Source organism: Nafulsella turpanensis ZLM-10 (genome assembly GCF_000346615.1).
GTDB classification, from domain to species: Bacteria; Bacteroidota; Bacteroidia; order Cytophagales; family Cyclobacteriaceae; genus Nafulsella; species Nafulsella turpanensis.
The window spans coordinates 33,473-47,920 of sequence record NZ_ANNU01000019.1 but is presented as its reverse complement, the minus strand read 5'-3'; the positions used below and the strand labels follow the sequence as shown (position 1 = coordinate 47,920).

The 14,448-nt window shown below is 45.7% G+C and carries 14 protein-coding genes and 3 tRNA genes; 8 read left to right on the top strand and 9 right to left on the bottom strand.

Annotated elements, in window-relative coordinates; translation table 11 throughout:
* The first annotated feature begins 211 nt into the window (after positions 1-211).
* The gene (locus tag F752_RS0108795; protein WP_017731358.1) at positions 212-1,729 is read left to right on the top strand and encodes a carboxypeptidase regulatory-like domain-containing protein; all 1,518 of its coding nucleotides are present in this window, start codon (positions 212-214) and stop codon (positions 1,727-1,729) included.
* Positions 1,730-1,834: 105 nt separating this feature from the next.
* On the opposite strand, the gene F752_RS0108790 is transcribed toward F752_RS0108795, so the two are convergent.
* The 4 genes from F752_RS0108790 to F752_RS0108775 all read right to left on the bottom strand — a co-directional run bounded on the left by F752_RS0108790 (position 1,835) and on the right by F752_RS0108775 (position 5,165).
* Positions 1,835-1,918 (bottom strand) — tRNA-Leu (locus F752_RS0108790).
* Between the two features lie 65 nt (positions 1,919-1,983).
* A complete protein-coding gene (gene egtD / locus F752_RS0108785; protein WP_017731357.1) occupies positions 1,984-2,931 on the bottom strand; it encodes an L-histidine N(alpha)-methyltransferase in 948 nt (315 codons plus the stop codon).
* A gap of 17 nt (positions 2,932-2,948) precedes the next feature.
* Positions 2,949-4,235, bottom strand: coding sequence for an ergothioneine biosynthesis protein EgtB (gene egtB / locus F752_RS0108780; protein WP_026135614.1), 1,287 nt, complete (start codon positions 4,233-4,235; stop codon positions 2,949-2,951).
* A gap of 192 nt (positions 4,236-4,427) precedes the next feature.
* Positions 4,428-5,165 (bottom strand): SH3 domain-containing protein, encoded by a 738-nt coding sequence (locus tag F752_RS0108775; RefSeq protein WP_017731355.1) that lies wholly within the window; start codon positions 5,163-5,165, stop codon positions 4,428-4,430.
* A gap of 67 nt (positions 5,166-5,232) precedes the next feature.
* On the opposite strand from F752_RS0108775, the gene F752_RS0108770 reads away from it, so the two are divergent.
* From F752_RS0108770 to F752_RS0108760, 3 genes are all read left to right on the top strand, one after another.
* Positions 5,233-5,305, top strand: a tRNA-Lys gene (locus F752_RS0108770).
* A 66-nt stretch (positions 5,306-5,371) separates the two neighbouring features.
* A tRNA-Lys gene (locus tag F752_RS0108765) sits at positions 5,372-5,444 on the top strand.
* Between the two features lie 209 nt (positions 5,445-5,653).
* Entirely contained in the window at positions 5,654-6,271 is a 618-nt protein-coding gene (locus tag F752_RS0108760) for a DUF4403 family protein (protein ID WP_017731354.1), read from the top strand.
* A 26-nt stretch (positions 6,272-6,297) separates the two neighbouring features.
* Here F752_RS0108760 and F752_RS0108755 read toward each other — a convergent pair whose 3' ends face one another.
* Together F752_RS0108755 and F752_RS0108750 are read right to left on the bottom strand one after the other, a co-directional pair.
* The gene (locus F752_RS0108755) at positions 6,298-7,503 is read right to left on the bottom strand and encodes a phospholipase D-like domain-containing protein (protein WP_017731353.1); all 1,206 of its coding nucleotides are present in this window, start codon (positions 7,501-7,503) and stop codon (positions 6,298-6,300) included.
* A 413-nt stretch (positions 7,504-7,916) separates the two neighbouring features.
* Positions 7,917-8,285: a hypothetical protein gene (locus tag F752_RS0108750; protein ID WP_017731352.1), complete on the bottom strand. Its 369-nt coding sequence runs from the start codon at positions 8,283-8,285 to the stop codon at positions 7,917-7,919.
* 328 nt (positions 8,286-8,613) lie between these two features.
* On the opposite strand from F752_RS0108750, the gene F752_RS0108745 reads away from it, so the two are divergent.
* Positions 8,614-9,141, top strand: coding sequence for an EF-hand domain-containing protein (locus F752_RS0108745; protein WP_017731351.1), 528 nt, complete (start codon positions 8,614-8,616; stop codon positions 9,139-9,141).
* A 103-nt stretch (positions 9,142-9,244) separates the two neighbouring features.
* Here F752_RS0108745 and F752_RS0108740 read toward each other — a convergent pair whose 3' ends face one another.
* Both F752_RS0108740 and F752_RS0108735 read right to left on the bottom strand, forming a co-directional pair.
* Positions 9,245-9,661, bottom strand: a complete 417-nt coding sequence (locus F752_RS0108740) for a hypothetical protein (RefSeq protein WP_017731350.1) — start codon at positions 9,659-9,661, stop codon at positions 9,245-9,247.
* A gap of 27 nt (positions 9,662-9,688) precedes the next feature.
* Positions 9,689-10,540: a TIGR02587 family membrane protein gene (locus tag F752_RS0108735; protein WP_017731349.1), complete on the bottom strand. Its 852-nt coding sequence runs from the start codon at positions 10,538-10,540 to the stop codon at positions 9,689-9,691.
* A 185-nt stretch (positions 10,541-10,725) separates the two neighbouring features.
* On the opposite strand from F752_RS0108735, the gene F752_RS0108730 reads away from it, so the two are divergent.
* The gene (locus tag F752_RS0108730) at positions 10,726-11,826 is read left to right on the top strand and encodes a PAS domain-containing sensor histidine kinase (protein ID WP_017731348.1); all 1,101 of its coding nucleotides are present in this window, start codon (positions 10,726-10,728) and stop codon (positions 11,824-11,826) included.
* Positions 11,827-11,835: 9 nt separating this feature from the next.
* On the opposite strand, the gene F752_RS0108725 is transcribed toward F752_RS0108730, so the two are convergent.
* Complete coding sequence (locus tag F752_RS0108725) at positions 11,836-12,738, bottom strand: cation diffusion facilitator family transporter (protein ID WP_017731347.1); 903 nt, start codon at positions 12,736-12,738, stop codon at positions 11,836-11,838.
* Between the two features lie 303 nt (positions 12,739-13,041).
* Here F752_RS0108725 and F752_RS0108720 point away from each other — a divergent pair, with 303 nt between their 5' ends.
* Positions 13,042-13,830, top strand: coding sequence for an SDR family NAD(P)-dependent oxidoreductase (locus F752_RS0108720; RefSeq protein WP_017731346.1), 789 nt, complete (start codon positions 13,042-13,044; stop codon positions 13,828-13,830).
* A gap of 185 nt (positions 13,831-14,015) precedes the next feature.
* Positions 14,016-14,444 (top strand): hypothetical protein, encoded by a 429-nt coding sequence (locus F752_RS0108715; RefSeq protein WP_152425078.1) that lies wholly within the window; start codon positions 14,016-14,018, stop codon positions 14,442-14,444.
* Positions 14,445-14,448 lie beyond the last annotated feature (4 nt).

Genomic DNA, 14,448 nt, shown 5'->3' with positions numbered 1-14,448 from the left:
ACCAACCTGAGTACCCGCTCTTCAACAGAGATAAGGAACCGGATGCTCCAATCTCTCCCCTGGATAAAGCCCCCTCTCCTTAATGGGATTAAATTGATAATTTTTAAAATTAATCCCCATCGAAATCATTAAATATGTAGGAGACTCGATAAAATATAGTATATTCGTAGTTCAAACGTAAAATGCATTTCTACTATTTTCTATTCGCTTTATGCACTCAAAATTTACGCGTTTCTATTTAGCCATTTTTACTTTCCTGTTAGCAGGACTAATTTTTACCAGTTGTGAGGAAACCATAGAACCGGAGACCTTTGGCAGCATTAGAGGCAGGGTAACTTACGCCGCTACCGGTGAGCCTGTTGCGGGCGCAAGCATCACCACCAATCCGGCCACTGAAGCCATATTAACCGATGCCGATGGCACTTTTTACTTACCCAGTGTACCCACCGGCAATGTAACGGTTAACATAAAGAAAGCCGACTACAAAACAGAAAGTCCTGCTGTAATGGTGAAGGAAGGGCAAACTACCCAGGTAATCAGCGTCCTCTCTCCTACAGATGGCAGCAGTGCGAATTCGGCCCCCGCCATACCAGCAGGAGCTACTCCGGAAAATGGAGCTGCTGATGTAAGCACTAACCTTCAGCTCAAATGGTTTCCCGCAACTGATCCTGATGGCGACAGCCTCCGCTATGATATCCTCCTGTACGAATCCGACTCCACAAAAGGAAGGCTGGTTGCCGAAAATGTTTTTGACACCACCTATACCCTCGAAGGCCTCAGGCACAATACAGCTTATTACTGGCAGATTATTGCAAAAGACAGTAGTGACCACCTCACCCCCGGCCCGGTCTGGTCATTTAAAACGGTTTCTTTCCCAGATAACCGTTTTTTATTTTCACGCAATATGGGAGCCAATTATGAGATATTTTCAGCCGACCTTTCAGATGGCAGCACCCAGCGACTCACCGGTCTGCCAAGCAGGGAATGGCGACCACTACAAAGCCCTCTGCAGGACCTAATTGCCTTTACCTCCAATGCCGATGTAGAAACCCAGATTTATACCATGAGCAGGGAGGGAAAAGAGGTATACCAGGTTACCACCCTACCGGTAGCAGGTTACCACAATAACGGCCTTGGTTATACCTGGTCGCCCGACGGTGGGGAATTTCTGTATTCGCATTACGATATGCTGTACAAAATCAATCGCGCGGGTTTCAACCTCCGACCTGTAGCTCAGGCTCCGGCAGGTTACCACTGGCGCGACGTGGACTGGACTGCCCAGAACGGAGGCAAAATTGCCGCTCTTGCTATCGGGCCAAACATTTACGACTCCAGAATTTACCTGATGAATGCCGATGGCTCTGACACCGTTCAAATTGTCAGCAATGAACCGGGCATGCTTGGAGGGCCGGTTTTTTCTATCGATGGCACCAAAATTTTATTTACCAAAGATGTTTCAGGCTTTGAATCAGTGGCGGGAGACGGCCGACAGCTCGACAGCCATATCTTCCTGCTCAACCTCATAAACGGCGAACTAACTGACCTTTCCGGCAATAAGGAAGATGGCACCAATGACCTGATGCCCCGTTTTAGTCCGGATGGAGCCAAAGTAGTTTTTGTCAATACTTCAAATGAAGGTACTGGCTCACCTGATATTTATATCATGAATACCAGCGGCAGCGAAAGAGAATTACTACTGGAAGATGGGGTAACACCAAGCTGGGAGTAAAGAAGAACGATTCCTGCCTAACAAAAGGATAGCTTCTGACCGAGGCATCCTTTTTTTTGTTTTTGTACAAAAAAAAGCCCTGTCCGAAAGAACAAGGCTTTGCTGTGCGCACGAGTGGATTCGAACCACCACACCAATTAAGGCACCACCCCCTCAAGATGGCGTGTCTACCAATTTCACCACGTGCGCATTGATTGGTAAGGGCACAAAAGTAGCGAGTAAAATTAATTTACGCAATGGCCGGAAGAAATTAATTACTTTTTCTCCCAAAGAGAATCCACAAAGTAATGCTTGCAGTCAAAAAAGTGCTTTACTACTGCAAAACCACTTCTCCGGGCATACTCTTCTATCGACGGTAAATCATACTTACGCGAAATTTCTACATGGACAGGCTCCCATGCTTCAAACGAAAAGCTCCTTCCTAGCTCTTTAATCCGCACCTCCTGTTTTTCGCGGCTCATTAAAAAGCTTCTGGCTTCTCCGGTAACAGGGTTGTACATGGGGTAGTGCTTAAACTTCTCCAGGTTAAACTCCCCTCCCAGCTCTTCGTTTATTCGCTTCAGAAGATTCATGTTAAAGGCGCGGGTTATTCCTCCAGAATCATTATAAGCCAGCCGCACCTGGTCGGGATCTTTTTTAAGGTCAAAACCCGTTAACAGCAGGTCACCTTTGTTTAAGTTCTCATAAAGCTTTCCAAGAAAGCTGATGGTTTCCTCTTCTGAAAAGTTGCCGATATTGGAGCCCATAAACAGCACCACACTCCTTCGTCCGGTGGTTTCCTTTACCTTTTTAAGCGCCTGAAAATAATCATCTTCTACCGGCTCCACTTCAAGTACGGGTAATTCTTCCTGCAGGCTGGCGGCCAGCTGCCTGAGAATATTGCCGGAAATATCAACCGGCACATAGCGGAAAGGGATCTGCTTCTCAGAAAAATAGCGCAGTAAAACTTTGGTCTTAAAACCATCGCCCGCCCCAAACTCCAGCAGGTTGAACGCCTCGCCTGAACCTGCAAAACACCTCAGCAACTGCTCCCGGTGCATTTCCAGAATTTCATACTCAGACCGACTCAGGTAATACTCCGGCAAATTCATGATAGCCTGAAACAGCTTATCACCAGCCTCATCATAAAAATACTTGGACGAGAGTCTTTTGGGGCTGCCCGATAACCCACGCTCCACATCCTGTGCAAACTGCTTATTCATGTAGGGGAATTAAATTTTTAAACATACTGAGCCAACCGGAGGCCACTAAAAAACCAGCGAAGCTGCGGGTGGAAAAAATTACGGTAGCTTGGCCGGATGTGGTCTTCAGGTGTAGCACAGGAGCCTCCCCGGAGTACCATCTGGTTTATCATAAATTTGCCATTATACTCGCCCAAAGCTCCCTCCGGCGCTTCATAGTACGGATAAGGGCGATAGGCACTGGCTGTCCACTCCCACAAATCGCCATAAAACTGGTAATTACCGGACTGCGGAGGCTGAGGCTCGAAAACACCACTTTGCTGTAAATTAGCTGAACCGGGTATATGGGGACTGTACTGCCGGCAGGCCACCTCCCACTCAGCTTCTGTGGGTAGTCGCATGCCCTTCCAGCGGGCATAAGCATCGGCCTCATAAAAGCTTATATGACTCATAGGCGCCTGCAGGTTTAACTTTTCCAGTCCATGCAAACTGTAGCGATACCATTCGCCTTCTACCTGGTGCCAGTGGAAAGGAGCCTGAATTTTCTCCTGCTTCACCCATTCCCAACCTTCCTGTAGCCAGTGGCGAAAATCTTTATACCCCCCGTCTTCCATAAATTCGATATACTCCCCGTTAGTGACCAGTCGATCCATCAGACGAAAGGCTTCCAGGTACTCTTTATGAGCACCCCTTTCATTATCGAAATGAAAAGTATCGGGCTGATTGCAGCCTATGGTGTAGAGCCCCTCTTCGACCTCCAGCCAGTTGGCTGCCTTCGGCACATTAGCCGGCCTTTCCATTGCTAGTTCCTTATAGACAGGAAAAAGGGGATTTCCTCCCAGGATGAATTTTATATCGTAGATGAGCAATTCCTGGTGCTGCTGTTCATGCTGCAGGCCCATCTCAATCACAAAGCGGATATCATCAGGAAGTTCTGCCTGCAGGAGATATTCCTCCATTTGTTCATTAACATACTTTCTGTAGGCATACACTTCAGCTACAGAGGGGCGCGTAAGGTTTCCGCGGTTGGTACGCATGACACGCCGACCTACACTTTCGTAATAGCTGTTAAAAAGAAACGCATAATCTGGATGAAAAAGGCGGTAGCCTTCCTTCCGGGGCTTTAACACAAACTCTTCGAAAAACCAGCTGGTATGCCCCAGGTGCCATTTCGGCGGGCTTACCTCCACTACAGGCTGCACTACATAGTCTTCGGCCTGCAAAGGGGCACAAATCTCTTCCGTCTGCTTTCTTATTCTCCTGAATCGTTCATATAGGGCTTCGACTGCCGTGGTGGCAGCTGTTTGTTCTCGTAATTGTTCCATCTTAAAAAAATAAAGTTCTCCGGGCATATGAGGCCAAAGCAGCCATCCATACCCTCTCTTTACAAGAAAAAGTACAACACAAAAGTTTTACGAAGCTTTATACTTTTTGATGGAGACCTTTCCCTATGATAAGGAATAGCTAATAAAAGGAGTATTATGGGTGTTAATAGGAAGATAGCGAAAGGAATAAACCTAAATCCTTTCCACCGCTGTTTCCTTCACAAAAAGTACTTGTTCGCCCCACTGCACTTTATACCAGACATCCTGCTTGTTCAGCACTTCCAGCCGGTGTCCTCTTCCAATCATTTGCACCAGGCTCGATCCGGCCGATGGGCCACTCATAAGCGGAACGAAGTCTTCCATTACAATGGCCTGCTTCTTCGTTAAAGGAATACTTACAAAATAGGCAAGCCCTCCCAGGGCCACAAGCAATAAAAAGCCCAGACCCATTGGCCTCTGCCTCAGGCGGAATTTTACATATACCAGAGCCAGAAAAACCAGTCCGGATATAACCATCAGGCCAAGCGCAATAGACTGCCTGTTCTGATAGAGCAGGTTGCGAAGGTATTCTTCATCGGAATATTCATAGCCTCGCAGTTTTTCCGATGCCGCCAGTTCCTCAATTTTATTCAATACCTCCCGGTCAGCGGTTTGCTGGTAGTACAAGTTCAGGTGATAGAGGGCCTGCGGTACCCGCTGAAGGCTTTCATCGACATAAGCCATTCTTAACAGCATGGCGGGCGATGCCTTTCCTTCGGCGAGTATCTGCTCGTACAATTTGTAGGCCTCCGTAAACTTTTGTTCAGCAAAGAGGGAGTCGGCCTGCTGCAACGAAATGGTAGTTTGTGCCGCTACAGGATTAAAAAAGGTAATTAAAGTGAGAATTAAATAAAGTACCAGAAATTTATAAACGATGTTTTGGTTTTTCATGATTAGAGTTTACCTTTGCAACGCAATTAAGGAAAACAGCTACTAAACAGCAAGTCCTAAAGCAAATGATTCCGTAGCTCAGCTGGTAGAGCAATACACTTTTAATGTATGGGTCCTGGGTTCGAATCCCAGCGGGATCACTTGATAAACGAGCTTCAATGCAAAACGTTGAAGCTATTTTTATCGCCAGCTTATTCCATACTTCCGATTCCGTAGCTCAGCTGGTAGAGCAATACACTTTTAATGTATGGGTCCTGGGTTCGAATCCCAGCGGGATCACTTCATTTTAAAAAGCCTCTGAATTTATTTGGAGGCTTTTTTATTGCTTGCTGCTGATAAAGCTTAACACTTTTGATGAATGCGAATAACCATTTTCTACTGCAGTTAAACTCTTTTGCCGCTTTTTCTCTACTTTTAGACTTAATTCCTGTAACGCCTACAGGAAGAGCCGTTTCCTTTACTCATAGCGAACACATGTCTGCTTCATTATGGAAAATGCAATAAGAATTCAGTTACCCCTCTCCATCTCCTACCTGGCCCTTGAAGGCGCCGTCAGGAAGCAGTTAACCGGAGAATATATACCCAAACCGGAAGAAGGAGCTAACGAACCCCCTTACGCACAAATCCTGGAGGTGGGGCTTAGCGGCCCGGATATCGGCACCTACAATATCACCCTCAGGGCCAGGATAAAAATTCTCCGCACCGTCCTTAAAAGGGAGCAGGTAGATTTACTCGTACAGGCCAGGCTGGATTATGACAATACCAGACAGCAGTTGTTCGTAAGTAAATTCCGGCTGGACTCCAGAACCCCCAGCAGTTTTTACAATACATCGCTCGAGTTGTTAGCCAATAAGGTAGCCTATAGCCAGATTTTGAAGAAAGCCCGTATTAATGTAGGTGAAATTCTTTTAAAACAGAAGAACAGGGTAAATGGCCTGCTTGTCGAAGGGCTGGCGCTGAAAGGTCTCCAAATAAAAGGCAATGTCGAACTTGTGGCTGTACAGGATGTAACCCTCCTGCCCGGGCAGGTATCACTGAAGGTGGAAGTTCAGGGGAAACTGGAAGCAGAAGTTTTAGATTTAAGCAGCCTGCTGCCTGGCCAGTAGAGAGCCTGCTTAGCCTCCTCCTCTTATTATTCATAGTATTCTGTTGCTTTCAGCAACATGCAGGAAGGGTGAATGACCGGATTTTCATAGAACTCCTCCGCATCAGTAATTTGGGTCGAATCAGCCATGTCCTGTTCCAGCAGCCGTTTTACCTGCTTACAGAACTGCTCACTTTCTATTAGCACATTCAGCTCAAAGTCGTGCATGGCACTGCGGTGATTAAGGTTGTAAGAACCGTAAAAGACGGCCTGCTCCGCCTCATCAAGGGCAATTTTCCAGTGCGACATTCTTTTTTTATAGGCAAAGAAGGATACACCCCGCTCAAATGGCTTTCGCATGTTGCACTTAATGGAGCTTTCGTTCTGCAGGTAATCATTTCCTTTTGCTTTGTAAGGATTAATGATAACAATCTTTTGAGCCTGCTCCGGATCGAGCGCTGAAAGTTCTTTCCAGAAAAGCTCATCGTTGATGTAAGGGTTTTCGATGATGAACCGCCCTTTGCACGCCTTTATTTTCTGCAGATAATAATTCCGGATGTGGTTTTCCTTCCCGTCGGGAAATGAGCTGTACACCGTACAGGCATCGCTGCCATAGCTCTCCTTTGTTCTGTAATGCCGGGTGTAGTCAAAAACATCACCTCCCCTTACCATCCATTTAGAGGCAAAATGTTTGTTGAGCAGGCTGGCACAGGGGCCCTTTATAAGCACCGCCCCATCGTGCCAGTGTTTACCTGTTGTATGCTCTTCTATTCCCGGCACCTCCTCATACATATATTTATTCCCTACATTCATGCTGGAAACGATGGCCGCTTCCCCATCAAAAATTATTATTTTCCGGTGGTCGAGTACATTTGAGTTCAGCACTACTCCCTTCTGCACTTTATCCTGAAGTTCAAGAAATTCATCCGGCACGCCCTTTTCCTTTAATTCGGCCCGAATATTATCCCAGCGGAACCAGTAATAAGACTCCTTACTGGAAGGAACAAACTTTACGCCGGCCTCCGAGAGCAGGGCCTTTAGCTTATCGAAGTCAGAAGTACCGAAGGAGCGTATTTTCTCCAGCCCTTCCACGATGCTGCTCATATCCGAATCGCTCATTACCCTTACCTCCACGCCTTCTTTTGCCTTTTCCGCAAGGGCATTTGCTACTTTAAAACCTGCATCATCGCTGTAGAGCAGCATTACCTGAAAATGGATGAAATGCTTTGCCTTTTTAATTTCCCGAAGCAGCATTTGCAGGCAGTCAGGTCCATCTATATAAAGTTCGGCATGGTTGTTTTCTCGGCATGGTTGTTTTCGCTGCGGGTAGGATTAAAAAGTGCTGATGCCATCCTTACTAATCATTGGTTTAAAATTATTTAAATTGTTATTCCTCCTGCAAAAAAGCCTGCTTCCTTTGAGTGGACGGAAACCAAATAATGCATTGCCGGAGGCTGAATTAACAGCTATGCCAGGTACGGGCAGATTTTATCTGCCACTTACCCTGTTTACTATTTAACCTCCCTGCACAGCTTCTGTTACAGAAAAAATGAGGATGAACAAATAATTTAACCTCTCCTGGTATAGCAGGTGAGCGGATTTTTGCTTAGCGCATAAAAAAGAGAACAGCTTTGCTCCATAAATAGCAGGCAGGTAGCTCGACAGTCTTAGTCCTCAGGATAGGGTACGTACAGGAATTTTGTAAATTCCACATCTACCACAAATAGACAGCAAAACTCGTCGGGATTTTTGTAGGTTTTCATAAAATCCTCCACCTTATCCTCATCCACCAGCTTTCGCTGAACAAATTCATCGAGGTAGGAAGCATGGTAATTCCATTTCGTTGCCAGTTCGCGCTGCCCTATCAGGAGCTGCCCCACGGGGATAGGTGTTTTCGAGATGGGGAAAATAGGATAATCGGAGAAGCCCCTCTTCCGGATCTGGTAAGAAGCTTCCTTTAAGGTATCGGCCACCACGGCAAAATCGGCTGTAATGGTACCTAAATATTTTCCGTTTAGCTCCGGGTCGTTTTGCATCTTTTTATCTTTTCGTGTAGCATTAAACCATCTATTTACCGGCCACAGTAAGGAGTTTCAGGAACTAACTCCCTCTCTTTCGGAGAGTGCCGCACCCTTCTTAAATGAAAAGTAATTCCTTTTATCACGGCCCTTACCTGCTCCAGACACTAAATAATGGCAAAACTAGCCAAAAAGCGCAACTTTAGTCCATCCCTCCCCCAAAATGTCCCGATACTTCTTAACAGAACAGTAATAGAAGCGGAGCATAGCCTGCAGCCGATGTAACTACTTTTTTTCGGTGCCCGTACTAGAAATAGTAGAACTTTTTAAATAAAACCCTGAACATATGAAATTTTTAAATTTTCTGACTGCAGCCCTTCTTTTTTCCGCCACCTCCTTTGCACAGGAAGCCGCCTTTCTGGAGTGGGATGAGGATGAAGATAACCTGCTCGAAGAGTTTGAGTTTAAAGGGGAATTCATTAACCGCTATTTCCCTGAATGGAATCTGGATAAGGGAGACTTAGGGCTGAACAGAGATGAATTCTATGGCAGCACCTTTGCCCGCCTCGACGTCGACAGCAGTAAGCGACTGGAGGAAGACGAGTGGGGATATGGCTACTCCTACCTTTACGACGATTACATCGTTTACGAAGACATCAATCTGTACGATGGGGATGGGGATGGCATGCTGGCCTTTGAAGAATATTTTGACACCTTTTATGATTCGGACTACTTTTATGAGGTAGATGTTGATAACAATGGTCTCATCAGTGAACATGAGCTGGCCGAATATGTGTTTGAAAGCTGGGATATTGATGAAAGCGGCACCATTAGCAGGGGCGAATACAAAATATTTGATTCCATTTACCTTTAAGCAGCCGGTGGAAAAAATCAGGATGTGTAAAGACTGCCTGAAAGCTTAGTAAATGCCATTCTCAAAGCAGATGATAAGGTTAAAGCCCTGGTGCATAACGCAGTCAGGGTTTTTTATAGCTCATTACTTTGTAAACAACAGAATCGGCCAGTGCAGGATCTGTCCTAAAATTTACCCAACTCTCATGTGTAGCCGATTTTGGCAAAAAAGGAAGCTGCACCTGGGAGCTTTCCAGCGTTCTGCCATTGTCCAGCAGCATCAGCTCAATCATTACTCCTTCGGCTGTGAGCCCTCCTGCATTCTGCACTGCCACATAATAACGGTTAGGCGAGTTTTCAGTCGGATCGGGCCGGTATTGCACCTTAATATCAGGCGGAGACTCCTGGTGGTGATAGGTCATATAGGCAAGGTAACCTATTACGCCCACTACCATCAACACACTAATCCCAAAAACAGTCCACTCCAGCCAGTTTTTTTTATCTTTTCTGGATGGCTCCTTCTGTTGGTTTTCTGAACTCATAGAAGCTTTTTCAATTCAATATATCTTTTACTTAATGAGCAGTCTCCCGGCCGAAGCTCCTAAGGAAGAAAGGAGCCCGAGAGCAATGACCTTGGCAAAAATCAGCCAGGTACCCACTCCTCCAAAATGTCCGAAAAACCACAATACAAAAGCCGAAACAACAAGGGCAATTGAATAACTCATACAGGTATCAAACACCAGGTGAAAAACAAAGTCAGAGCGTTTCGCTCTTTCTTCACGCCTGGAGTTAATAAAATAGGCTACCATGGCACTGATAAAGATAGAAACCAGTGCAATAACCAAAATGTCTGCAGGGCTTGCCTCTACGGCTATGGTCGTAATCTCCTCGGTGGGCGCCACGTTTCCGCCTACAATCAGGCTTCCGCACAGGGCTAATACAGCCACATGCGCTTTTGCCGAACGTTTTTCATTTACTTCTTCATCTTCATGTTTGCCGGAACGTTCTTCAATACCCATTTGTGCCGTGCCTATAGATACCCCAATGGAAACGGCCATGGCCTCAATCACCACTTTCCCCAGCACCTCCTCTACCGACATTTCGGTAAGCTGAATCCGGTTGAGCATAGCCAGCACAGCAAAGGAAAGGGTAAACCCTATTCCCATCTCTTCCACAGAATCAATAATAATCTCATGCCAGGAGGCATCTGCCCTTAAACCCGCATACCGGTTATAGGCTATCAGCAGAAAAAAAGTAACCAGCACAAGCAGCAGCAGTGCAAAGGGAGAGGCGGTGAAACCCCGCCACCACACCTCCATGGTATAAAGCAGGGGAAAGCTGAACAGCAGTCCGCCCGCCACTCCTTTGCCATATTCCTGCAGGGTATCTTTTATAGGTTTTGCGTCATGCTCACTTGCCATACCATAAAGTAGCTGAAGATTAAAAAACGAAGCTATGCGCCACCATCTATCAGGCTAAAAATCGCTCTTTTGGAAGATATAATCGGATAAAATAAAGTACAGACCACTTCCTGAATATCCTCCTTAACTTTTTAATCTACTCTTTGTTAAGGAAAGGCAGCCAGCAGACTGAATAATAATAAACTATGCAGAAAAAAGATCCCTCAGGTGCTTTCCATTATTTTAAAGAGCTGTCTGAAAATAGCTCAAAGATATTTTTTGCTTACCAGATAACGTCGAATACTTTTTCTTTTCTCAATACCCGCTTTGAACAGCTGTGGAAGCAGTCGGTCGATAGCATTAAAGACAATCCGGCTTCTCTGCTGGAGACTGTTCACCCTGAGGATCGGGAATATGTTAGCAGGAGTTATCAGCAACTATTGAAGGGAATAAAAAAAGAGGAAATCGAATTCAGAATTCTGCCGGAAGAAGAAAACCCCCGCTGGGTTTTAGTTTCGGACCCCTTGCTCATAAAAGGACCCGCAGGTGAACAAGCCATTATTGGAATGGCAGAAGATATAACAGCTGCTAAAGAAAACTATGCGGTGCTGGAAAAATTTGCTTCCAGGAAAAATTCCATCCTCGAAATTCTCTCCCATGATTTAGCCGGTCCTTTAAACAATATTAAAACCGCCTCCGCGCTTCTGGCCGATGAGATTAAACAATACCAGAACCCTGAGCTCGAGAAGTTTTTGGACATCATCAGCCAAACCAGTTCCCGCAGTATCCGGATGATTCGCGAATTTGTAAAACAGGAATTTCTTGCCTCCGCCAATTCCGCCTTTGTTAAAAAGAGGGTAAATATTGTGGAGAGGATACATGAGATTATTGACCAGTACAGGAATTCGGAAGAAGAAGTAGCCAAAACGTTCGAGTATACCACCTCCGAAGAAGAAATTTATATCGAGGTTGATGATTATAAGTTCGGGCAGGCTATCAATAATCTTATTTCCAATTCTATTAAGTTTACTCCCGACGGAGGCATTATTTCGGTAAGCATAGAAGAACAGCCGGAACATGTACTTTTTACTGTGGCAGACAATGGAATAGGCATACCCGAAAAATTCCATGACACCATCTTTGAAAAATTCACTAAAGCTCGCAGACCCGGGCTGAAGGGAGAACCTTCGACAGGCATGGGAATGTCCATTATTAAAACCATTGTGGAATGGCATGGAGGAACCGTATGGCTGGAGAGCAAAGAAAATGAAGGAACCACCGTTTATATTCAACTGCCTAAGCAGTAACCGGGGCTGTTAATGCTCCCTGTTTTCCATATAGCAGGTCTCATCCTCAAACTCTATATCGATGGTGGCATGCGAAACCTGCTTTCCTTTCAGCAACTCCTTTATTTTGTTCTTTATCCTGATAATTTCTGGAATACCGGATAGCTGATCGACTGTAACATGGATGGTAAAAACTTTATTCTCTTCATTCAACATCCATAAATGAGTGTGGTGAACCGACACTACATGCTCTATCTGCTGAATGCTGGTTTTAAGCTCTCCCAGGTCGACCTCTTTTGGCGCCCCCTGCAGAAAGACATACATCGTTTCCCGCAGTCGCTTGATGACGTTCCACAAAATAAAGACCGCAATGCAAAGCGAAAGGATTGGATCAAGGATATGGATATCCCAGATCATTATTACAATACTGGTCACCAGAATAGCCACCCAACCCAGTACATCTTCCATCAGGTGCCATGACAGCACCTTCTCATTCATCGATTCGCCCTTCCTTAAGCGAAGGGCTGCAAAACCGTTTACCGCCACCCCCACAATCGCGAACAGGAGCATTCCTTTTGCATCGGTAGGTTCCGGCTCCATTATCCGCTGAATAGCCTGATACACTACGAAGACGGAGCCCAGAATGAGCACCAGGCTATTGATAAGGGCCCCCAGCAGGGAAAACCGCTTGTAACCGAAGGTAAACTTCTCATTGGCTCCTTTTTCCGACTTCTTTTGCAGGTACCAGGATACCCCCAGCGATAAGCTATCGCCCAGGTCGTGCAGTGCATCGGATAAAATAGCTACGCTGTTCACATAAAAGCCCCCAATAATTTCGAAAATGGTAAAGCCGATATTTAGGAAGAAAGCAAAAGCGATATTTTTAGTCGCTCCATGAGCGTGTGCGTGGCTATGTGAATGGCTGTGTCCCATTAAAAAAATATTTTATTCCTGCTCAAATACTTTGTTTCTCTATACGACTGAGTAGCCGGAGAGTTAAAAAAGCAGTAACCGCCAAAGACACGAAGCAGCTCCGGGCCTGCCTTAAGAAGGTGAAACAGGAGCGCTCTCAGATTTAATCTTTTTCGCCGGAACAGCTGGCGGGTTTAACAGTGCCTGTACTTTGTTTATGCAGGCCAGCCGCCTGGCCATAAACAAAATCATACAACCATCTATAATACAGTCCGTTACATCATAAAGAATTAAAAAATAAAGAATTAAAAAATTACTACATAAATGGAATTGAAAAATAAAAAAGTACTTATAACAGGCGGCAGTGCCGGCATAGGAAAATCCATCATACATGAGCTAACCAAACAGGGCGTGCAGGACATTGCCGTAATTGGCCGAAGGAAGGAGCCAATGGAAGCGCTTAAACAGGAATATCCATCGGTAAATTTTCTTACCATTCAGGCAAATATGTCCAGGCCCGATGAGCTTACGGAGGCTGTACAGCTAATATCGGGAGAGTGGAATGAACTGGATATCCTTATCAATAATGCCGGCGTGGTGAGTGCCGGCCTGCTAACGGAATTAAGCGATGAAGATATTATTAATCAAATCAATATCAACCTCACCGGGCTTATCCTGCTCACCAAAAAGTCACTTCCACTTTTAATGAAGAGTAAAGGAGGTGCTATCATGAATATATCCTCCGGCTACGGATATATCGCCATGCCCTTTTACAGCGTATATGCAGCTACAAAGGCGGCAGTAGGACAATTCTCCGATGCCATGCGAAGAGAACTGCACCAGTACCCTCTGCATGTTATGACAGTTTATCCTTCTGCAACCGATACGCCCATGATGAAAACGGCCAAAATGGGACAAATGGATAGCCCTGAGGAGGTGGCAAAAGTATCTGTCAAGGGTCTGTTGAATGAAAAGATGAATGTTATTTTGGGCGGACCGGAAAGGGAAGAACAGATAAAAATAAACTTCCTCGAACCTGAAAAGATTGACCAGTTTGCCATTGCAAACTATGAGGGCTTAAGAGAAGGCACCAAAAACCACCGGGCTATGTAAAGAAGTATTTTTCCGGCAGGAATAATAATCTCAGGAATGATGATCTTTAATAGCCGCGGCAGTAAGTATAAGTCCATGATAAAGGCCTTGGCGATTTACTATTCCTGTTGCTAATCTTACATGCCTCTTTGCTCCTGGTATTTTATGGGCACAGGTTTTTTCATGCCCTTCCATTATATTTGGTTATGAAGAAAATAATATTAGCGCTTCTGGCAGTAGCCCTGCTCGAAAGCTGTGCGCCACGAGTTATCTCCCGGGCACCTGCCCCTGTGCCAGGCCCGGGAAAGGGAGAAAAAAAGGGAAGCCTCTCCCTGCATACTTTAGGCATTCCTCCGGGCCATATGCCCCCACCGGGCAGCTGCCGCATCTGGTACCCGGGCCGTCCACCCGGGCATCAGCCACCCCCATTTAAATGCAGTGGGGCCAGGCGGGAAATTCCCCCGGGTGCCTTCCTGGTTCAGCGGCTCGACGGGCGATGGGTACAGGTAGATGAGTTTGACCAGAAGCGCCCGAATTTTATCGTCAGGACCGGCACTTTTCAGCTAGACGAAAAAGAAAGTGAAAAACAGAAGGGCAGGAAGGTTAAAAAGCAAAAGCATAAAAAGCAGGGATAATTCC